Genomic DNA, 20,692 nt, shown 5'->3' on the forward strand with positions numbered 1-20,692 from the left:
CATCTTGGTAAACCGATCTATTATACCATCGACCGCCTCGGCCCATGTTCCACGTGAAACGGGCGCGGCCTCGGATGTTTCACGTGGAACCACCGTCCGAACCGCCCTAACCACAACGACCTACGACGGCCACCACGTTGTTGCCTCAATCTGGAGCCGCTCGCCCCGATGCGCCATTGGACCTTGCAAGGGACACCGTTGGAAACGGGGATACCGACGATGGCGACGGCCAGGACCCCGCTATAAACGCATGGGCATCACGACATATTGGCAGCTTGTGGAATCCTCCGGCAGGATGAGACAGCTGCTGTTGGGATCCGATACGGACAGACGTACCTTAGCGGTTTTGATCGCCGCAAGCGCATCCAGCAAATACGACACGTTAAAGCCAATTTCCATCTCCTCTCCGCCGTACTCCACCTCCATCTCCTCCTCCGCTTCTTCCTGCTCGGGATTATGCGCCAAGGCCCGCATGCTATTTGCCTGCAACAGCAACCGGATACCACGGTACTTCTCATTGGATAAGATGGAGGCGCGTGTCAGGCCTTGACGCAAGACCGTCCGATCCCCCATGAGCACCTCATCCTGTAGCGCGGGTAACACCCGCTGATAATCAGGGAAACGCCCGTCAATAAGCTTGGCCGTATAGCGTAGCTCAGCAAAGGTAATCTGAATATGGTTGCGTCCCACTGCCACAGCCACCTCCGTGTCACGGTCGTCTAACAAGCGCGCGAGTTCCAGTACGCCCTTGCGCGGGACGATGACCTGGAGCGGCTCCCCCACATCCACTCCAACGGGCGTATCGCACAGCGCCAACCGGTGGCCATCCGTCGCCACGCCCCGGACTTGTCCGCTGCTTATCTCTAGCATCAGCCCATTGAGAAAATAACGAACGTCTTGATGCGCCATCGCAAAATGGGTGCTGCTGATGAGTTCCTTGAGGACATTCTGCGCAATCGTAAAGTGCACAATGGGCTCCTGAACCTCGGTTGCGGGAAATTCTTCCGCCGGCAAGGTAGCCAGCGTAAATCGACTCTTCCCTGATTGGATCACAGCGCGCCCCGTCACCACTTCAAATGCCACGGTTGCCTCATCCGGCAGCGCTCGACAGATATCGAGTAACTTGCGGGCTGGAACCGTAATCTCCCCTGGTGACTCAACCGGATGCTCAACCGTAGCAACCAACTCCACCTCCATATCGGTCGCTGTTAGCGATAGCGCATTATCTTGAGCAACCAACAACAGATTAGACAGAATGGGTAATGTCTGGCGACGTTCTACGACCCCATTTACCGTCTGCACTGGCGCGAATAGTTTTTCCCTTGGGATCGTAAATTTCATTATTACTAGATCTATTTTATATAAGTTGAATATACTGTTGTTAGTTGCATTAATAATAAAGATTACATACAAATTATCTTATAAAACAAATACATGACCTGTGGAAGATCTCGTGTGTTTCCCTGTGATCTGGGCCAAGAATCCTGTGGAAAAGTGGACAATACGCTAACCTTTTTATAAATAAAGTATTTATCCACAGAAAATCCACGTTAAGCTGTGAGTATTCTACCCAAATTAACGTAGTCTTCATTGATGCGTTGTTCTGTGGTTCTCAGATCAGCAATCTTTCGGCAGGCATGCAGGACGGTTGTATGGTCTCGTCCCCCAAAGGCGTCCCCAATCTCGGGCAAACTGTGCGAGGTGAGTTCCTTGGAGAGCGCCATGGCCACCTGACGCGGACGGGCCACTGAACGGCTGCGGCGTTTCGACAAAAGCTCGGCAACTCGGATCTTGTAATACTCCGCCACGGTCTTCTGAATATTTTCAATCGTGACCTGCTTTTCTTGCAGGACCAACAGATCCCGGAGGGCCTCGTTGGCAAACTCCAATGTGAAGGGCTTGCCCGTTAGCCGAGCATTGGCGACGACTCTGTTTAATGCACCTTCAAGCTCGCGGACGTTAGAGCGAAAGCGTTTCGCGATGAAAAAGGCCACTTCATCAGGCAGCGCGATATGGGCCTGGCTGGCCTTGCTCTTCAAGATGGCCACCCGTGTTTCCAGCTCCGGCGGCTCGATTGCCACAGTCAATCCCCATCCCAAGCGGGATTTCAATCGCTCTTCAAGGCCCGATACCTCTTTAGGGTATCGATCGCAGGTCAAAATGATCTGATGTTGACCCTCGAGTAGTGCGTTAAAGGTATGAAAAAACTCTTCCTGCGAGCGTTCCTTGCCCGCGAAAAATTGAATGTCATCAATCAACAAGGCATCAACGGACCGGTAATAGCGCTTGAACTTATTCATCGCATTGTGCTGAAGCGCCCTGACCATGTCTGCAACGAAGCGTTCCGAGTGTAAGTACGTGACCGTAGCACTTCCGTTACGCTGCATGATCACACTGCCGATGGCGTGCATGAGATGTGTCTTGCCTAAACCGACCCCACCATAGATGAATAATGGGTTATAGGCGTCCCCAGGATTTTCAGCAACTTGGAGCGAGGCAGCTCGCGCGAGCTGATTGGACTTTCCTTCGACAAAATTTTCAAAGGTGAAATGACGATTCAGGCCTGTGACGTTTCGTCGTTCATTACGCCTTTTGAGCTCAGTCGTTGTCGTGAGCGAGGGGTCGGCCTGATATACTCGTGGCGCTTTCGGTGTCCGGCTGCCGACCTCGATGCGTACGTTATAACCGCCGCCGTCTTGTGTCTGGCCGAGAAGCTCTTTGATTCGTGAAAAATATTGTTCATTGACCCAGTCTAAAACGAAGCGATTGGGAGCCAATAGGCGTAAAACGCCACCGTCGTCAATGGCGTGGAGTGGACGAATCCAGGTATTAAATTGTTGTGGCGAGAGTTCTCCTTCCAAGCGTTCGAGACATTGCTGCCACAATGAGACCCCCACAATTTAACCCCCTGGATTGAAAGGACGCCGGAAGAGTGGGAGAAGTTTATACCCGATGCGGCCACTTATCCACACCCAGTTTTCGATTTTTCTCACAGCCGGAATGTTGACAATTGATTTTAATGACGATTAACATTCACTGCTTTTATTTCTGGTTATTTTCATTCGACCATATCAGTCTTTAGCCATGAAGCGGACCTTCCAGCCGAGCAGAATCAAGCGAAAACGTCGACATGGTTTTCGTGCAAGAATGAGCACGAAAGCTGGCCGACTGGTCCTCAAAGCGCGCAGAGCTAAGGGACGGAAGAGGCTTAGCGCGTAGAATATCCCGTTGTGGATCGGAGAGTTCGATGCTTTGGGAAGGAGGCAAGACTTTCTCGCCCAAAGGACTATCAACGCGTCTTTGAATCAGCTTGTCGTTCGGTTGATGGATGTCTCATTGTGTTGGCCAGGGAAAATGGCCTTGATCATGCGCGTCTGGGCTTTGCCATTTCTCGAAGCCATATCAAAACGGCAGTAAACCGTAACCGCATCAAACGTCTTGTGCGGGAGAGTTTCCGCAATCACCAGGCTGAGTTGCGTGGACTGGATGTTGTAGTTATTGCGCGTAAGTCGACAGCGGGGTTTACTAAACAGTCACTGTTATCATCCCTGTCACATCACTGGCAAAGGCTAGTTCCATGCAAAGATTCCTGATCGGCCTCATTCGGCTGTATTCGTATTCTCTAAGTCCCTTTCTTGGCGCGCGTTGTCGCTTCTATCCTACCTGCTCGTCGTATGCGAGAGTGGCGATCGAACAACATGGGCCCTTAGGGGGAGCATGGCTTGCTATCCGCCGGTTGTGTGCATGCCATCCTTTTCATCCCGGTGGTTATGATCCGGTACCAACAACAGCGGTCAATCACCTCGATGGACACCACTAGGTTAATTCTCGTTGTTTCCTTAGGACTTGTCTCGCTGTTGATCTGGCAGGCTTGGCAGCAAGAGTATGGAATAGCTCCCTCGGGACGCGAAGCGCCAGTCGCGAGCCCGGAGGCGGTCGAAGGACCAGCCGATGTGCCAACCGTGGTTTCAGAGGAGCAACCGGAGAGTCCTGAAGCGCTCCAGGAAACCGTTCAAAGTCCACTTGAAAGTGCTCAGCGTATTTATGTTCACACCGACGTTCTGGACGTAGAGATCGATACCCGAGGGGGGGATATCCGCACCGCAAAACTCTTGAAGTACCCCGTCTCGGTGAAACAGCCTGATGAACCGTTCCAATTGTTGAACGATACGCCCCCAATGATCTTTCTCGTGCAGGGCGGGTTTCGTACCCATGATCCAGCTCCCACCCATCACGCTGTCTATCAGGTGGCTGAGACAGAGTATCGTCTTGAAGAAGGCAGCGACGAGATACGTATCCCTCTGACCTGGCATTCCGAAAATGGCCTGTCGGTTACAAAGGTGTATACCTTTCAGCGTGGCAGTTACTTGATTGATATGTCCTATGAGGTGGATAACCGTACACAGAAACCATGGAGAGGCCACCTCTACGGCCAGCTGCAACGCAATGAAAGCGATAATGGTAATTCAAGATTCATCTACACATACACAGGCGCGGCCATCTCAAGTCCAGACAACCGCTACGAAAAGATCAAATTTAAGGCAATGGAGGAGCAGAACTTAAGTCGTAATATCAAAGATGGCTGGATTGCCATGTTGCAACATTATTTTGTCGCCGCCCTGATACCAGATCCTGGTAGAGAATACCATTATTACACTTTGGCACTTGGGGACGGTCGCTACATTGCGGGATTGTATGGTCCTGAACAAGCGATTGCACCCAACGGGCGAGGAACTTTTCAGCTTAGGGTATATGTAGGGCCTAAGATTCAGAAAACGCTTGCGGCGATCGCTCCCGATTTGGATTTGACGGTCGACTATGGTTGGTTGTGGTTTATTGGTCAGCTGTTGTTTTGGTTATTGGAAAAGCTGTTTGTAATTACTGGCAACTGGGGTTGGGCGATTGTGCTCGTTACGATCGTCATAAAAGCACTATTTTTCCCGCTTTCCGCGGCAAGTTATCGTTCCATGGCAAATATGCGACGGGTCCAACCACGGATGATGGCGGTAAGGGAACGCTTTGGGAATGACCGAGCGCGCATGAATCAGGCGATGATGGAATTGTATAAGGAGGAAAAGATCAATCCACTCGGCGGATGTTTGCCAATCGTCGTGCAGATTCCAGTGTTTATTGCACTATATTGGGTGTTACTCGAAAGTGTGGAGCTGCGCCAGGCTGACTTCATGTTATGGATTCATGACTTATCAACGCGTGATCCGTACTTTGTGTTGCCGCTCTTGATGGGTGTCAGCATGTTTTTGCAACAGAAGCTTAATCCTGCTCCGATCGATCCTGTGCAAGCGAAAGTAATGCAGTTGATGCCAGTCATCTTCACGTTTTTTTTCGCGTTTTTTCCCGCCGGATTGGTCCTTTACTGGCTGGTTAATAACATTCTATCGATCGCCCAGCAGTGGCTGATTACACGGAGGATTGCGCAAGTGGGCCAACATGCTTAGCTGCACACGATCACCGATCGCCTCGTCAAACATGGCCCTAGCTCCTGACACGATTGCGGCAGTGGCGACGCCACCGGGCCGAGGCGGGATTGGGATTGTACGGGTCTCTGGGCCGCTGGTTGCAACGATTGCACGCTCGCTCGTTGGGTGCGAAATCGTACCTCGGCAGGCCGCGTTCTGTGCATTTAAGGATGGTCAGGGGGAGGTGATCGACCGTGGCATCGCGCTGTTCTTCCCCGGGCCAAAATCCTTTACTGGGGAAGACACCCTGGAGGTGCAGGGACATGGGGGTCCTGTGGTGATGGATATGTTGCTGCAGCGGACGCTGGAGCTCGGTGCCCGAGTGGCCCGTCCAGGTGAGTTCTCGGAACGGGCGTTCCTCAATGGTAAAGTGGATTTGACGCAAGCCGAAGCGATCGCTGATCTCATTGACAGTGCCTCTCAGCAGGCTGCTCGATGTGCAATGCGTTCACTTGAAGGTGGATTTTCAAGTAAGACGAAAGAGTTAGTTAATTTGTTGGTGGACTTGCGCACGTATATCGAAGGCGCATTGGACTTTCCTGAAGAAGAGATCGATTTTCTTGAAGATTCGCAGATCCAAAAACGTTTGCGTTCATTTATAAGCCGGGCCGATCGCCTCTACAGGGAGGCCGAGCAGGGTTGCCTACTTCGGGAAGGGATGCGGATTGCCATCATCGGCCGACCAAACGTGGGCAAGTCAAGCTTGTTAAATCGTCTTGCCGATCGGGACTCTGCCATCGTCACCCCAGTGCCTGGCACAACGCGGGACATCATCTCCGAGGAAATTCTGATTGACGGATTGCCGATCCGTGTCGCGGATACGGCAGGATTGCGCGTGGCGAGAGACGTGGTGGAAGAGGAAGGAATACGGCGCACCTGGCAAGCCGTGGAGCGCGCCGATCGTATTCTGTTTGTCGTGCAATCAGGGAACGGGATAGAAGGGGAAGATCAGAAACTCCTTCATCGCTTCCAGAAAAGTGGCGGCGTTACAATCGTGCACAACAAGATCGATCTGACAGAAGCACAACCCGGGGTCGAGGAACGCAATCAAGTTTTAAATGTCTATGTCTCGGCGAAAACCGGCGAAGGCATCGACTTATTACGGGGGCACCTCAAGGCCTGTGTGGGCTACAAGCCTGTGAGCGAAGGGGGTTTTATGGCGCGGCGGCGCCATTTAGAGGCGCTGGGCCGAGCGCGGGCGCTTGTTCAAAGGGGTCTCGATCAGCTAACGGCACATCGTGCAGGCGAGCTGCTCGCGGAAGATCTCCGTCTTGCACAGCAGGCGTTTGGGGAAATCACCGGGGAGGTGACGTCGGACGATCTGCTGGGGGCGATCTTTTCCCGCTTTTGCGTTGGCAAGTAGGCGAGCACGCGGGGTCGTGGAAGGTCGTTAGGGGCGGAATCGTTTCAATTTGTGTCATCCAGCGCGTCAAGCACCTGGGTAGGCGTGAGATCACGGAGGCATTTCAAGTGGCCAAGGGGACAAATGCGCTCAAAACAAGGGCTGCATTCCACTGCGAGATACAGTATTTTGGCATCTGAATGAAGCGGTGGTGTGTAACGGGGTGTGGAGGAGCCGAAGATCGCGACGACCTTGCGGCCAAGGCTCGCGGCGATATGCATGAGCCCCGTATCGTTGGTGACCACCGCATCGGTGAGTGACATCAGATCGATGGACTCGGCAAGGGTTGTGCGGCCGGTTAAGTCCAGGCATCGATCACGCGTCAGCGCCTGGATCTCCCCCGCGATGGCCGTGTCTTTGTTGGAGCCGAACAGCCAGACTTGCCACCCTGCTTTGAGCTTGGCGTTGGCAACGTCCGCAAAATAGGGGGCGGGCCAACGCTTTGCGGGGCCATATTCCGCCCCTGGGCATAGGCCGAGGGCCGGCGAAGCGGGGATCGCAAGCCCCAGGCGGGCCAATGCAGCTCGGGCGGCCTCTGGAGATGCTGCAAGGCGTGGATAGGGGATTGTGGCGGGCAGCGTCTCCCCCGGATCGAGCCCCAAGGCGACATAGCGGTCGACGGTTCGGGGCAGGGCGTGTGGGGCGAGGGTTCGAATGTCGTTCAAAAGCCCGTAGCGCATCTCCCCCAGGAACCCAGTCCGCTGCTGTGCCCGGGCGGCGAAGGGGACCAGGGCGGATTTAAAGGTGCGCGACAGAATGATGGCACGTGCGTAACGACGTGGACGCAGCGCCCGGCCAAGTCGCCAGCGTGTTGCCCATCCGATCTCCCCGTGATCAAGCGGCAGCAAAAGGGCTTCGTTGACCTCCGGCATCCGCGCAAGCAAGGGTTCTGTCCAAGCGGGGGCAACCACATCAATGAATACGTGGTCACGGCGCTGCTTTAAGAGCTTGAACAGGCTCTGGGCCATCACCATATCGCCGATCCACGCTGGGCCGACGACCAAAATCTTGTAGGGTTTTGCTTCGTTTTTTGGGTTCATGGGCCTGTAGGAAATGATGCCCAGCACCGCCGGACTTTAATATGTAACCGGGAGGGACGCCAGTGCAGTCCGCGGTAGGGTTATATTGCCAAACGTGGATCAGATCCTAGACTACGCTGAGCATCATCCGGCCCTTGGACGTTTTGGTGGTTAGTCGTACTCGCTTGAGATGACGTCCTCACCCTTCGTCGCTCAGGAGGAAATCGGCACCGCAATAGGGACATTTGGCTCGCCCGGTTGCCTCGATGGGCAGGTAGACACGCGGGTGTGAGTTCCACAAGCTCATGGTGGGCAGCGGGCAGTGCAAGGGAAGGTCTTGTCGAGTGACTTCGTAACAGCGTTTGTCATTTGGGACGCCCTCTTGGAGAGGCGGGTTTGCGGGCACTTTTGACATGGCAACGTTGTGTCGTGGTGCCTTATCGGTCAACGTAGGTCAGCCATTCGGGGTATTTATCGCGCCGACCATGAACTTGATCGAAGTATATCCCCTGCAATTTTTCGCTAATGGGACCGCGCCCCCCATCTCCGATGGTCCGGCCATCGAGTTCTCGGATCGGTGTTACTTCGGCCGCGGTGCCGGTGAAAAAGGCCTCATCGGCTATATAGACCTCATCGCGCGTGATGCGTTTCTCTGACACCGTTAGACCGATTTCCTCGGCAAGCTTGATAACGGTATCGCGTGTGATGCCTTCAAGGGCCGAGGTCGGGTCCGGCGTGATAATTCGCCCGTTGCGAACAATGAAGATGTTCTCGCCGCTACCTTCAGACACATAGCCTTCGGCATCCAAGAGCAGCGCCTCGTCGTACCCACAATCGAGTGCTTCCTGCAGCGCAAGCATGGAGTTCATGTAGTTGCCAGTGGCCTTGGCCCTCCACATGGTGCTATTCACGTGATGGCGGACATAGGAGGAGGTCTTGATGCGAATGCCGTTCTCGAGTCCATCCGCGCCGAGATAAGCCGCCCATGGCCAGGCCGCTACCATCACATGGACCTTGAGATTGTCAGTGCGGATCCCCATGCTTTCGGAGCCGTAGAAACACATGGTGCGAATGTAGCCTGTATCGAGTTTATTCTCGCGCACAGCGTCATAACATGCGCGATTGATAGTCTCACGATCGAAGGGGATCGCGATCCGTAAGATGTGAGCCGATCGAAACAGCCGTTCTGTGTGGTCTTGAAGGCGGAAGATGGCAGTGCCTTTGTCCCCTTGGTAGACACGTATTCCCTCAAGCACCCCCATACCGTAATGGAGGGTATGCGTTAGCACGTGGATCTTGGCCTCGCGCCAAGGAACCATCTCCCCATCCAGCCAGATGACGCCGTCGCGGTCAGCCATCCCCATGTGATGTTCTCCTCGACTCGTTATTCGAATAATCTCTGCCGGGGGCGCAAGCGGCAGAGTGGTTAGGCGGGGCCAGGCAAGTCGCCCCGCCCCTGTTCACGGAAATTTAAGCTGTGGCGAGACTCACCCCCAGGCAAGTCGCCTCAAAGCGCCCTATTCCACCATAAATTGCTGGCTCGTGATACCTCCCACCGAATCAACAAGACGGCACAGGCGATCGTTTGCGCTGTAAGCTGAAAGAATTTCGCGGTGGAAGAATGAGGCGACAGCGATGGGGGTTCGACGCAATGCGCGCGGTGCAGGAACTAAGTCTGGTTAGCCATTGTGAAAATTCATTCGATCTGCCTTGCTGGGACCTTGCGGCCGGGGTTAATAGACTTCAAATATGATTGAATCTTGCTATTTAATCGAACTCGGCTTCGTCCAGCCCCGTAGCGCTGTCGAGGCCAGTGATTGAATCCTTGCCTTGGATCCCTATAAAGATCGCTTCGTGCAACTTAGCCCCGGCGAGATTCGCGCCACTCAAATTAGCTCCGGTGAAGTCAGCTTTCCTGAGGTCGCAGTTGGAGAGATCCGCATTGCTGAGATTGGCATTCGTCAACGAGGCAAACTTCATTTCACAACCGGAAAGATCAGCATCAGTGAGATCCGCCCCTGTCAGATTTGCCTTGACCAGAAAGATCCGCAGCTTACCCATCGGCTGATTCTTCATGTTGGCCCCTGCTCGCGCCTTGACGAGCTTTGCCCCTTCGAGGTTCGCGCGCTCGACGTTTGCGATGATCCGGGCACCGGATAGATCCGCCCCCTTGAGGTTGGCATCGCCCAGTACCACACCGAAGAGGCTGGCGTTACGCAAGTTCGCCCCTTCCAGATCGGCGCCACGCATTATCGTGATGTCCATGTTGGAATTCTCGAAGTTCGAGCCCTTAAGTGAGACGTTTTTCATGTGGGTCCCAAAGAGGTTTGCGCCCTTAAAATCAATCCCGGACATATCCTGGCCTCGAAAATCCTTATTTTGCAGATCCGGGACTTCCCCTGAGGGAGTGTTGGCGATGATCTCGAGGACTTCCTCACGGGTAATCGGTTGCCAGTCTGTTTCGGTCGCGAAAGTGGCCGGGGATGGCACCACGATTGTCACTATCAGGGCAAAGGCCCCGGCGAGGGCGATCTCGCGAAGGACGTCGGGCCCTCGAAAGACAGGTTGACGCTTCATCATCGTACGCCTCCTTCATTATCGTTACATTGCTGCTGATATCGACCGCGCACACAGTCGATGATTCCTTTTAATTGCGGCTTCCGAACCGAGTAATAGACGGCTCGGCCCCTGTGTTCACTTTGAAGCAGGCCCTTTCCCTCCATAAGGCGGAGGTGGCCGCTCGTGGCAGGTTGGGCAAGTCCACACAGGCTTGCAATCTCATCCACGGTGTACTCGCCATGGAACAGGATTTCGATCATGCGAAGGCGATTGGGATGGGCTACGCATTTGAGGCATTCGGTGGCCTCTCTCAGAAAATCAAGAGGCAGTAACGCCGTGTCCAGTGTTTTATTTGTTCCGCGTTTCGCAACCAATGCCATCGAGTGGCCTCCAGTTAATCTCTGTAGGCGGGGGACTTATTTAACTGTCAACATATATCATACATTCTATATTATGGTAAATCGCAGCAATCCATTGCCTAATAGGCACCCGTTACGGTTATCTGCAAATAGGTTGTTCGATTCGGATCGTGTTTGGATGAGACTCTTCCGTTTCATGTTGATTGCAAGTGTCGCAGCGAGTCTCCAGGGATGTGAGCGTTCTGATGCAGACTATTTTCCGTTGAATGAAGGACGCTGGTGGCAATATCGGGTGATGGTGAAGACAAAGGATGAACAAAAACAATATAAATATATGGTCGCTAATCTCCCAAGCCACGATTTAGACGGTACTAAGACATTTGTACGCAGGACCCATGACGGAAGCCTTTTTTTCTATCAAGAAGGGGATGAAGGGATCAATCGTGTTGCTGTGAAGCGGCGGACAGATAGGGAGATCAAACGAGAAGCGTCAAAGCATTTGATTATTCCCTATCCAACGGAGATTGGCAGCGCATGGGAGTTGGAGACAACAACAACGATTCTGGATAGAAACATTCGGGCGTTTGAGAGGAAACAATTTACGCTGGTTGTGCCCGTTATGCTGCAGTATACAGTGGAAAGTTTGGATGATACCGTCAGCGTACCCGCCGGTCGATTCGCTCGCTGTCTGCGTATTCGAGGAATTGGGCATACGCGTGTTAACCCAAACGTAAGTGTGGGTGTGACCGATATTGAGATTGAGATCATTGACTGGTATGCGCCCGGGGTTGGGCTGGTTAGGACGATTCGCAAGGAAGAGGCAAGCACAGCAGTGCTCGATTCGGGGGAATATTTATTTGAACTCGAGTCACTGAACTAAAGTGTGATCAAATGGAGCGAGCCAAGCGATGAGTATCAAAAAAGTCTTGCTCGTCACTGCACTTGTTGTTTTGGTATTTAGTGTTTTTGCCTTCGACCTCGGGCAGTATTTCAATCTCGAATACTTCAAGTCGAAACAGGTGGCAGTCGACACCTACTACCAGGTCCAACCCGTCAAAACGGCATTCATCTTTTTCTGCGTTTACATCGCGGTGACCGGCCTGTCACTACCGGGCGCAGCATTAATGACCCTCGTCGGAGGGGCGATATTTGGTTTGCTGTGGGGGACGGTCATCGTTTCATTTGCCAGTACCATTGGCGCGACTGTGGCATTCCTTGTGTCGCGTTTCTTGCTGCGTGATGTGGTGCAGAATAAATTTGGCAATCGTTTGAAGACCGTCAACAAGGAGATCCAGAAAGACGGCGCTTTTTATCTGTTTGCCCTCCGGCTCGTGCCAGCATTTCCGTTTTTTATTATTAATCTGGTTATGGGGCTCACTCCCATGCGCACGCTTACGTTTTTCATCGTCAGCCAAGCGGGCATGTTGGCTGGCACCATTGTCTACGTGAATGCGGGTACGCAAATTGCGAAAATTGAAACGCTGGTGGGCGTCCTGTCCCCGGAGCTTGTTGGCTCGTTTGTTTTGTTAGGCATCTTCCCACTCATCGCAAAAAAAACAGTCGAAATTATAAGAGCACGCAGAGTATTGCGGCGCTATCAGAAGCCGAAAGCATTCGGTCGCAACATGGTTGTGATCGGCGCAGGGTCGGCGGGTCTTGTGGCCGCCTACATTGGGGCTGCGGTCAAGGCCAAGGTGACGCTTGTTGAAAAGGACAAAATGGGGGGGGAATGTCTGTATACCGGTTGCGTTCCCTCGAAGGCGCTGATCCGCTCGGCTAAATTCATCGCCCAAGCGAAGAGGGCCGAGCAGTTTGGATTTAAGGCGGTGAGTGCTGAGTTCGAATTTGCGCGGGTGATGGAGCGTGTTCAGCGGGTCATCAAGACCATAGAGCCCCACGACTCAGTGGAGCGCTACACCGAGTTGGGTGTTGAATGTATCCACGGCGAGGCCAAGATCACCTCGCCCTATACGGTGGAAGTGAATGGCGAGACATTAACGACGCGCAGTATCGTCATTGCCACCGGTGGACAGCCGATTGTGCCACCCATCCCGGGGATCCAGGATGTCGGGTTCCTCACCTCGGATACGGTGTGGGGGATCCGTGAATTGCCGAAACGGCTCGTGGTATTAGGAGGCGGATCGGTTGGTGCTGAATTGACACAAGCCTTTGCGCGTTTCGGCAGCCAAGTCACGCAAGTTGAGATGGCACCGCGGATCTTGATGCGGGAAGATCCGGAATTCTCGGGGCTGATCGCGGAATGCTTCCGTGGTGAGGGGATCGATGTGCGTGTTGATTGTCGGGCCAAGGAATGTCGAATTGAAAGCGGCCAGAAAGTGCTGGTGTGTGAATACCAAGGCAAGGATGTCAGTATCGAATTTGACGAATTGCTGGTTGCTGTTGGCCGCACAGCAAGTACCCGCGGCTTTGGGCTCGAGGATCTCGGGATCGGGAGCGGTCCTGACGGCACTGTGGACGTGAATGAGTATTTGCAAACCATCTATCCGAATATCTATGCGTGTGGTGATGTGGCGGGCCCCTATCAATTTACCCACGTGGCCGCCCATCAGGCGTGGTACGCCGCCATCAATGCGTTATTTGGCGGCATCAAGAAATTCAGAGTGAACTACTCGGCGATCCCTTGGGCGACGTTTACGGATCCGGAGATTGCGCGCGTTGGCCTCAATGAAGAGGAAGCAAAGGAAAAAGCAATTAATTATGAGGTGAGTACCTACGGCATCGACGACCTGGACCGCGCCATTGCGGATGAAGAGCCGCGCGGTTTGATCAAGGTGCTGACCGTGCCGAAAAAGGACAAGATCTTGGGGGTTACGATCGCTTGTGATCATGCGGGTGAGGTGATTGCTGAATATGTGGCGGCCATGCGTCACGGGATCGGCCTAAACAAGATCCTGGGCACGATCCACGTTTATCCAACCATGGCCGAGGCCAACAAGTATGTGGCTGGCGAGTGGCGACGTGCCCATGCGCCGCAGTGTCTGCTGCGTTGGATTGCACGCTACCATGCCTGGCGGCGAAGTGAGTCATTTGCCAGATCTTGATAGGCCTAATGTGATAGGGATCGCCGCGCCACGCACGCTTCGAGGAAGTCATGATCTGCTGGGGATTAGCCGTTGCCGGGATCTAAAGTCCGGTGCCTTGCGAGGGCAGGGCGTCTTCGCTATTCTGCAGTGATGCGTTTGGCATTGTTTTTGATTGGCCTCGCGGTCGTTGTTTTTGTATCGGCCGAGGTGTACGAGTCAGTTGATGCAGAAGGGAATGCCACGTACTCCGATGAGCCATCGCCGGGCGCGACGCAGATCGATGTGCCAGACGTGCAGACAGTTGCGCCCGATGCGCCAGCGCCACCGCCCCCCACGATAAAGCCGCTCTCCCCGGCGGAAACGAAAGCCTTTGCGGGTTACCGAGAAGTGAGTCTGGTGATCGCATCGGGTGAAGATCCGACAAGCGTATGGTTAGAAACGGGTGGCTTGCCAGTGAGTGTTGCGCTAGTGCCAAAACTCCAAGCTCAGCTCGGACATACCCTTGAGTTACTTGTCAACGGCAGAGCCGTCTCCCCACCTGGGACCGCCACTACGTTCAAGGTCACTGATCTGGATCCCGGCGCGTACAGCCTCCAGGCGGTGGTACTCAATTCGCATGGTAACGAAATTGCCAGGTCTGCAACTGATACCGTGTATGTTCACCACCACAGGCGCCATCATCGTTAGCGTCACACCGAGCGCCTCAGCTCAATAAGCAATATCAAGTTTTTAGTTTAACGTCCTGCTGTGCCCGTGACTGCCTTTCTCCCTTCATCGGTTCGTTTCCGTTTGGCCAAACAGAGCACCGTCGCAAGGGCTATGCTTTCAATCAGCCTCATCGCCTTCTGAGCTGTGCGGCTATGTCGCGGAGAAGGGTCTTGACGGCGAGCTCGGCCCGCTTTCTCACGGCCTCAGCTTTTTCCTTGATGCGCTGCATCTGTGCTTTTTGTCGTTCCAGGAGCTCGGGCGGAAATTGAATGGCTTCCATTTTGTCATGCTCACGTCGCCACTCCTGTACCTCTCGTTCTAACTGCTTGCGCAATTTTTCCTGGTATTTTTGTTGCCTTAATATTTGCTCCTTGCTTGCCTTCTTGGCCGCTTGAGCCTCCTTTTGGATCTGTCTGGCTGCTTCGAGTTGTTTGCCGGCCTGACTAACCTCGGCTTCCCTCGCATCCATCTCGGCGTGTAGGCGCTTTTCAGCGGCGCGTTGGCGTACGGGATCAGCGGAAAGGCTTTTTCCGCGTACCCGTGCTGCTTGCTTTTCTGCCTCACGCCATGCGGTCTCTGCCTCTTCTTTAGCGCGCCGTGCCTTTTCTAAAGCATCCTGTATCCTCTGTGCCTCCAATTTTTGTCTTTCGCGTTCAGCCTGAAGTTTGGCTTTCTCTTCAGCGCGCCTTTGCTCAAGCGCTTCCTTATATTCAGCAATGATCTTTTCAGATTCTTCTGCTGCGGCTCGGCGTGCGGCTTCGGTGGCATGTTTCTCTTGTCGCGCCTGTTCTAACTCCTGCGTGTGTCGCGCGAACGCGGCCTCAAGCTTTCGGCGTTCTTCAGTGATATTGATCTTGATCTCCTCGCGAAGCCTTTTTTCAATTGTGAGTTGTTCAAGGTGTTTTCTTTCCAGCTCCTCCCTAATGCTCTGGATCTTGCCTAGCTCCTCTGCGTTGTGCGCATAGGTAGCCTCTAACTGTGATTTTTCTTCACGTAGCTTTTGCTCCGCTTCTTGCTTAAGCTGTTGTATCTTTTCTGCTTCTTCCTTGTGCCTTTTGGCGGCATCGGCTTCTGCCTTCCGTTTGGCCTCCTCTATCCCTAATCTAAGGCGCTGTGCTTCCTTGAGGGCTTGGCTTGCGTGGACGGCCTCTGATTCAATTTTGTTCCGTTCTGAACGAAGTTGGTCGGCTGCACTTTTTTGCGCCATCTGTTTGGCCACTTCGGCTTCGGATTTCAGTCTCAGGGCTTCTTCAAGTTGCATGGTGGCCTTCGCGAGGTCTGCCTTCAGAGCGGACACGCGAATGTCTGCCTCAAGGGTATCGGGCGTAGGGTTTTCTGCTTTTTTGTTTGGGGGTTTTTCCTTCTCTTTCTTCTTTAATGAAGGAGTTAGAAAGGGCACCTTTGCTTTACGAGGCGCAGTTCGTGCTTCTTGAGGGGAGTCTTGCGGCGTTTGAGAGAGTTTATGCTGGATCTTGATCTGTGCTTTGTACGGGGTATTGAGGAGGCCGTCGGCTAAATAACATGCGTCGAAACCACGCTGTGTAAGCAAAAATGCCCCCAATGAACTGCGGTCGCCCGTGTCGCAATATACAACGTAACGAGTATTGTTGTTCTTGTCGTCTGCGAGTTTTCCGGCTTCAAGGACATGTAAAGGCATGTTAAGGCTGCCTTGGATACCCGAATCTTTATGTTCGTCGGGAAATCGTACGTCTAGCCAGACAGCGCCTTCCATCACCATTCTCTGTGCCTCCGCATAGCTGACTGACCTGAGCGTTGGTTGTTTGATGAGCTCAATGAAGTCATGCTTTGTGAGACGCATTAACTGGCCGCTGGTTAACATGGTCACTGTGGCATTGCGTGCCGCATCAGCGACCAATGCTTCTTCACCGAAACTGTCGCCCTCGCGTAGATCACCAAGTTTGATTTCTTTTTTCCCTCTCAAAGTGCTGCGGGAAACTTCACAGCGGCCTTTTTGGATGACATAGTAATAGTCACCGGGACCCCCCTGTTTAATAATGACATCGCCCGCCTTTACTTCAACACTTTCCATCAGGGTAAAAATCCGTTGAATATTCCCGGCCGGGATCCTGGCAAAGAGCTCTGACTGCAGCATTCGTGTCATCCAATCAACTGGCTCTTCGGCCTCGATCTCAATCACCTCCATTTCACCGTCGGTACTGCGGCGCCCTCCCTTGGCGAGTAATTTATTTAATCGGGTACGGTCAATTTCGAGGACAGTGACTCGACTCTTGGCCTTTGCGGAGAGCTGACGTGGTTGAAGCTGGGCGAGTGCGTATCGCGCCGTATCGGATCCACCGGTAACTTTCCGTACGACCTGCCCATCGGATGACATTTCCAACTCGCCTTCCAGAAGGTAAAAGCAAGAATTATCTTTATCGCCTTGCTTGAAGACATACCGGCCTTTCCGATATTCGCGAACCTGTACATGGTTGATTATTTCGTTTTGGTACTTCGGTGAAAGCGCCTCGATAGGCACCAAGTTCCTCACGAAATCTTCAAGCTGTCGGTCTTTTATTCGCATTTCGTTCTGATCGAGCTCAAATATTATGTGGTTTTTAGCATCTCAGCATCCGGCACGACGAAGCGCAAGTGAATGGGACGAGGCAGTTAGATGCGACGATTGCATCTATTAATCACGTATTTTTGAGAGCTCTACTGGCCACAAAGTTTCACGTGCCCCTATAAAGCAAAGCATAGATGGTGAGCTACAGAAAGTGGCCGAATTTCCCTTCAAATCAGCCATAATTGCCAGTGGATGCTTATATCTTTCTGAATTCTGCTGCAAAATCCTTTTAACATACTGAGGGTACTTCAGTACCTTGGGGTAGCGTTTCGCATATCTATGATAGTTTAGGTAGCAACATGCGGTTTAGTGGCCAGCATGCAATTCTGTGAAGGAGAGCCCAAAAAGTACGGTGGCAATCCGTTTAAAGACGCATCTGCGTTGAGGCGTCGCAGAGTGTGAGCGATGTACGATCGTACAGTACGGCTGTGAGCCTCCAGGTGTTGGCGCTGTCAAGGTACCTTGGAATGCCGTTCGACAAAGATCTGGATGGCCTCATAGTACTTCTTATCTGGATTGGTGCCACAGTAATCAATAACCCAGATGATCAGGCCACCATGTCCAATTTTAATATCTTTGTTCGCGTTATTTGTCCAGTTGTAGCCGCTGATAAAACCCTGCGCCCATGACACATAGCCATCAATGGCTGCTTCGTTCTGATCCTCAACCCGCCGCATGAATGCATCACAGCTATGGCCTCCGAGGCCGGAGACCGTTGCGCCATGTGAGGGCGCGATGCTCATTATGGCAAGATACAGTAAGGTGCCAGCTCGCCACGCCAACGACGCGTTATGGCATCCGCCCTTTCCGTATCCAATCTGGCTCATCTTCGTGTTTTGATGGGGCAGCCTCTTATGTGAACGGAGTGAACGGCGACGATGTATCGTCGTGAATGGCGGTGTGTATTGGTATGGCGGTCCCCCTGCGGAGAAGCGCTAACCCGATCACAGATAGGGGCAATTTACTGATGGTGATACCTGGCGATGTCTGCATAATCCGGGGCAAGCGCCCTTTTGTTGGGCGCATTATGCTAGCGCTTTGATGGCAAGTCTGCCCCATAAGGGCGTGCGGGACAACTTAGCGCGTAAGGTAACGGTGGGTTGCCGGCAATTGCCTGATAAAGTTTATGGTATCTTTAGAACTCAAGAGCGTTCACGGTCGTGGATCTCGTGCTGATTATAGAACTGGTCGGTCGTACGGTGCCGTTTGTGTTCTCTGGGGTTCGCTATCGATCGCCTCGCGGGGCATAGTGAGCAATTGGCTCCCGGATCCATACGGGGCTCACCATTCCGATAGGCTGTTTGAGGCCACGTTGTTTGCAGAATAGGCGATAGATGTCGTTGCTTAAATATTTTGCTCTCTCGATGGTGATTAGCGGGATGGTGTGCCTCGGCGGCTGTGAGGGGCCAGCGGGTTCCCCGGGGCCACCTGGCCCGCCGGGCCCCCAAGGCCCCCAAGGCCCTCAAGGGCCACGGGGGCCGCAAGGCGCACTGGGCGTGCCAGGCGAGGGGGGCGCGCCCGGCCCCCCCGGGGTTCCCGGGGCACCGGGCGTGCCAGGCAGCTCGTTGGATCAGGGGGCGGAGCTAGAGATTGCCGAGGAGGTGGTCATCGCCCCTGAACTCCCTCCCCCCGTGATCCCAGGCTATGAAGTGGTGACGATTAGCCAACCGCTTGGTCCGAGGCAGCTCCTGTTGGGACTTCGTGCAGATTGCCCCCGCGGGAAAAGGCCACTGGGCGGGGGCGTCCGCTCAAGCCGGGAAATGGTACGCGTATTCTCCTCGGGACCAAACTCAGGAACTTCGCCGAGCGCCTGGGTGGTGGGTGTGCAAAACACGTCGATTTCTTTCACGATAACGGTCACCGTCTACGCCGTGTGTGCAACAACTGAGGAATCGTGATCGCCAGGCTTGTTTAATCCCGGAACGTCACCTTGCGAAGGGGCTTGGTTGACCTTATGCAACGATGGAAAATGGAGTAGCCGTGTGCAACTTTCCTATGACCGGGGCAATGATGAGGATGTTTGCCGCTTTAATTTTAGCTCCAGTAGTTCAATAGCCATGTCGGGTACGTTTTTGTGCTCCGCGGCGCCAATGGGAAGGAGCCAGTGATCAATTTCTTGTATATCGACCCTTAGCATCTCCGACAGTTCATATCGCGTCAGCTCGTTCTCGACCATCATTTCTATCAGTTTGTCTCGATTGTTCACGGCCTCACCCCGTATGGGTGAGTATAGTCAATAGCGTGCTAGCGATAACGCTCAGCGATCGTATGCCCTGTTCTTTCATCCGCCCAGTGGACTTGGTATACGACGGAATGGCGTTCGTGTAACAGATCGCTTTCTAAATGGGACAATGCGTTCGGGGCTGGACTTTGACGTTTGTGAGCGGGCCAACCAGCAGATCGCGGCATAACGCGTCGTTTTATCTATCGAATCAAATCGCTTTTCTCTGCGCAGGTCACACATCGATCGGAATAGGGCAGCACTTCAAGTCGTTCCTTCGGAATCGTTCTCCCGCAAATCGCGCAGATGCCGTACTCATCCCGATCGATATGGACAAACGCTTTCTGAATCGCCGCGATCTCCATGCGGGCGGCCTCACCTAGTGCATCGAGCACCTCTTCATTTTCGCGTTCGACTGCCTGTTCTGCAAAGTCTTGTTCAAGCGGCTTTTCGGTATGGCGAACGTCCTCTTTTATTTCATTGAGACGCTGCTTGAGTTCTGCACGTCGGTTCGCAAGTCGCGCGCGGATTTCATCATGATCTGTCATATCAGCTCTATAGACTCTGAAGCTTTAATGTAAAGGCTGCTAAGCTTTGACCATTAGAACGAAGAGCTGGTTCAAAGCGGAACACAGAACGCTGTTAGGGAGTGAGGCAAGCCGCACATTATTTACCCTTTCCGGGGACCCCAGGGACACCGGACTCTCATGAGCCATGAAAGTCGATATATGAAAGTATAGTCATTCGACCGGTGCTGTGCTGCCGATTCGCTGCGACGGTGACTTGCAGCAGGGCATTTTGCGTAAAGGCCAGATTTGGCCCTATTCCAAGGGGAGCCCCTGAGGTTCAACAAACGTCATCGCGATCCAGATGCCGAGATAATGCGTAATTGTGATGACGGCGACCGTAATGACCGCATGTTCCGTAATGACTATTAGGGGGGAGTCGCCAGAGTCTGTGGCAAGTTTATAGCTGAGGGCGCTAATTAACGTCAGCCCCCAGACCACCGCAATCCAGATCGCAACGTCCAATCTGAATAGCAAGACTGGAATCACAAAGGTCAAGGCAAATGCGGCCTTTGATAGCAGGGTTGCAAACGTCGCCTCCCATATCTGCCGCGTAGAATACCTGTTTTTTGATTCTTCTGATATGTGAATGCCAAGCGCATCCGAAAAGGCATCTGCTATAGCGATTGTGAGAATTCCTCCGATCACCGCGATCCGAGAATGCGTTCCTGAATAGAGCCCTACCATCAAGCCGAGGGTGGTAATCACTCCAGATGTGATTCCAAAGCTAAGTCCTGTCTTAATGGATTCTTT

The 20,692-nt window shown here is 53.3% G+C and carries 21 protein-coding genes; 9 read left to right on the plus strand and 12 right to left on the minus strand.

What is annotated here, in order from left to right; genetic code table 11:
- Positions 1–240: 240 nt before the first annotated feature.
- Entirely contained in the window at positions 241–1,341 is a 1,101-nt protein-coding gene (gene dnaN / locus O6944_11955; protein MCZ6719848.1) for a DNA polymerase III subunit beta, read from the minus strand.
- Positions 1,342–1,550: 209 nt separating this feature from the next.
- Complete coding sequence (gene dnaA / locus O6944_11960) at positions 1,551–2,897, minus strand: chromosomal replication initiator protein DnaA (GenBank protein MCZ6719849.1); 1,347 nt, start codon at positions 2,895–2,897, stop codon at positions 1,551–1,553.
- 187 nt (positions 2,898–3,084) lie between these two features.
- Between dnaA and rpmH the strand changes: the two genes are divergently transcribed.
- From rpmH to mnmE, 5 genes are read left to right on the plus strand one after another with little or no spacing between them, the layout of a single operon-like run.
- Entirely contained in the window at positions 3,085–3,219 is a 135-nt protein-coding gene (gene rpmH / locus O6944_11965) for a 50S ribosomal protein L34 (GenBank protein MCZ6719850.1), read from the plus strand.
- Between the two features lie 11 nt (positions 3,220–3,230).
- Positions 3,231–3,593: a ribonuclease P protein component gene (gene rnpA, locus O6944_11970; protein MCZ6719851.1), complete on the plus strand. Its 363-nt coding sequence runs from the start codon at positions 3,231–3,233 to the stop codon at positions 3,591–3,593.
- Positions 3,578–3,820, plus strand: coding sequence for a membrane protein insertion efficiency factor YidD (yidD, locus tag O6944_11975; GenBank protein ID MCZ6719852.1), 243 nt, complete (start codon positions 3,578–3,580; stop codon positions 3,818–3,820). Before rnpA ends, yidD begins: the two co-directional genes overlap by 16 nt.
- A complete protein-coding gene (gene yidC / locus O6944_11980) occupies positions 3,807–5,456 on the plus strand; it encodes a membrane protein insertase YidC (GenBank protein ID MCZ6719853.1) in 1,650 nt (549 codons plus the stop codon). Before yidD ends, yidC begins: the two co-directional genes overlap by 14 nt.
- Positions 5,457–5,487: 31 nt before the next feature.
- On the plus strand, positions 5,488–6,840 hold the full coding sequence (mnmE, locus tag O6944_11985; protein ID MCZ6719854.1) for a tRNA uridine-5-carboxymethylaminomethyl(34) synthesis GTPase MnmE: 1,353 nt from the start codon (positions 5,488–5,490) through the stop codon (positions 6,838–6,840).
- Positions 6,841–6,884: 44 nt separating this feature from the next.
- Here the strand turns inward: mnmE and waaF are convergent, their stop codons facing one another.
- The 5 genes from waaF to O6944_12010 form a co-directional block, all read right to left on the minus strand.
- Entirely contained in the window at positions 6,885–7,919 is a 1,035-nt protein-coding gene (waaF, locus tag O6944_11990; protein ID MCZ6719855.1) for a lipopolysaccharide heptosyltransferase II, read from the minus strand.
- A gap of 178 nt (positions 7,920–8,097) precedes the next feature.
- Complete coding sequence (locus tag O6944_11995; GenBank protein ID MCZ6719856.1) at positions 8,098–8,313, minus strand: zinc-finger domain-containing protein; 216 nt, start codon at positions 8,311–8,313, stop codon at positions 8,098–8,100.
- Positions 8,314–8,335: 22 nt separating this feature from the next.
- Positions 8,336–9,262 carry a branched-chain amino acid transaminase gene (locus O6944_12000; GenBank protein MCZ6719857.1) on the minus strand — a complete coding sequence of 309 codons (927 nt, stop codon included), beginning with the start codon at positions 9,260–9,262 and terminating at the stop codon, positions 8,336–8,338.
- Between the two features lie 403 nt (positions 9,263–9,665).
- A complete protein-coding gene (locus O6944_12005; protein MCZ6719858.1) occupies positions 9,666–10,478 on the minus strand; it encodes a pentapeptide repeat-containing protein in 813 nt (270 codons plus the stop codon).
- Positions 10,475–10,837, minus strand: coding sequence for a metalloregulator ArsR/SmtB family transcription factor (locus tag O6944_12010; protein MCZ6719859.1), 363 nt, complete (start codon positions 10,835–10,837; stop codon positions 10,475–10,477). The genes O6944_12005 and O6944_12010 overlap by 4 nt, the downstream gene beginning before the upstream one ends.
- A gap of 157 nt (positions 10,838–10,994) precedes the next feature.
- Here O6944_12010 and O6944_12015 point away from each other — a divergent pair, with 157 nt between their 5' ends.
- From O6944_12015 to O6944_12025, 3 genes are all read left to right on the plus strand, one after another.
- Positions 10,995–11,696 carry a hypothetical protein gene (locus tag O6944_12015; protein ID MCZ6719860.1) on the plus strand — a complete coding sequence of 234 codons (702 nt, stop codon included), beginning with the start codon at positions 10,995–10,997 and terminating at the stop codon, positions 11,694–11,696.
- 28 nt (positions 11,697–11,724) lie between these two features.
- A complete protein-coding gene (locus O6944_12020; protein ID MCZ6719861.1) occupies positions 11,725–13,878 on the plus strand; it encodes an FAD-dependent oxidoreductase in 2,154 nt (717 codons plus the stop codon).
- A 72-nt stretch (positions 13,879–13,950) separates the two neighbouring features.
- Positions 13,951–14,547, plus strand: a complete 597-nt coding sequence (locus O6944_12025) for a DUF4124 domain-containing protein (GenBank protein ID MCZ6719862.1) — start codon at positions 13,951–13,953, stop codon at positions 14,545–14,547.
- 148 nt (positions 14,548–14,695) lie between these two features.
- Here O6944_12025 and O6944_12030 read toward each other — a convergent pair whose 3' ends face one another.
- Both O6944_12030 and O6944_12035 read right to left on the minus strand, forming a co-directional pair.
- Entirely contained in the window at positions 14,696–17,110 is a 2,415-nt protein-coding gene (locus tag O6944_12030) for a cyclic nucleotide-binding domain-containing protein (GenBank protein MCZ6719863.1), read from the minus strand.
- Positions 17,111–17,604: 494 nt separating this feature from the next.
- Complete coding sequence (locus O6944_12035; GenBank protein ID MCZ6719864.1) at positions 17,605–17,979, minus strand: hypothetical protein; 375 nt, start codon at positions 17,977–17,979, stop codon at positions 17,605–17,607.
- 507 nt (positions 17,980–18,486) lie between these two features.
- On the opposite strand from O6944_12035, the gene O6944_12040 reads away from it, so the two are divergent.
- Positions 18,487–19,050, plus strand: a complete 564-nt coding sequence (locus O6944_12040; GenBank protein MCZ6719865.1) for a hypothetical protein — start codon at positions 18,487–18,489, stop codon at positions 19,048–19,050.
- Positions 19,051–19,145: 95 nt separating this feature from the next.
- Here O6944_12040 and O6944_12045 read toward each other — a convergent pair whose 3' ends face one another.
- The 3 genes from O6944_12045 to O6944_12055 all read right to left on the minus strand — a co-directional run bounded on the left by O6944_12045 (position 19,146) and on the right by O6944_12055 (position 20,683).
- On the minus strand, positions 19,146–19,358 hold the full coding sequence (locus O6944_12045) for a hypothetical protein (protein MCZ6719866.1): 213 nt from the start codon (positions 19,356–19,358) through the stop codon (positions 19,146–19,148).
- 218 nt (positions 19,359–19,576) lie between these two features.
- Positions 19,577–19,921 (minus strand): TraR/DksA C4-type zinc finger protein, encoded by a 345-nt coding sequence (locus O6944_12050; GenBank protein MCZ6719867.1) that lies wholly within the window; start codon positions 19,919–19,921, stop codon positions 19,577–19,579.
- A 273-nt stretch (positions 19,922–20,194) separates the two neighbouring features.
- Positions 20,195–20,683, minus strand: a complete 489-nt coding sequence (locus O6944_12055) for a hypothetical protein (protein MCZ6719868.1) — start codon at positions 20,681–20,683, stop codon at positions 20,195–20,197.
- Positions 20,684–20,692: the final 9 nt, after the last annotated feature.

Source organism: Gammaproteobacteria bacterium (genome assembly GCA_027296625.1).
Lineage (GTDB): Bacteria > Pseudomonadota > Gammaproteobacteria > JAKEHO01 > JAKEHO01 > JAKEHO01.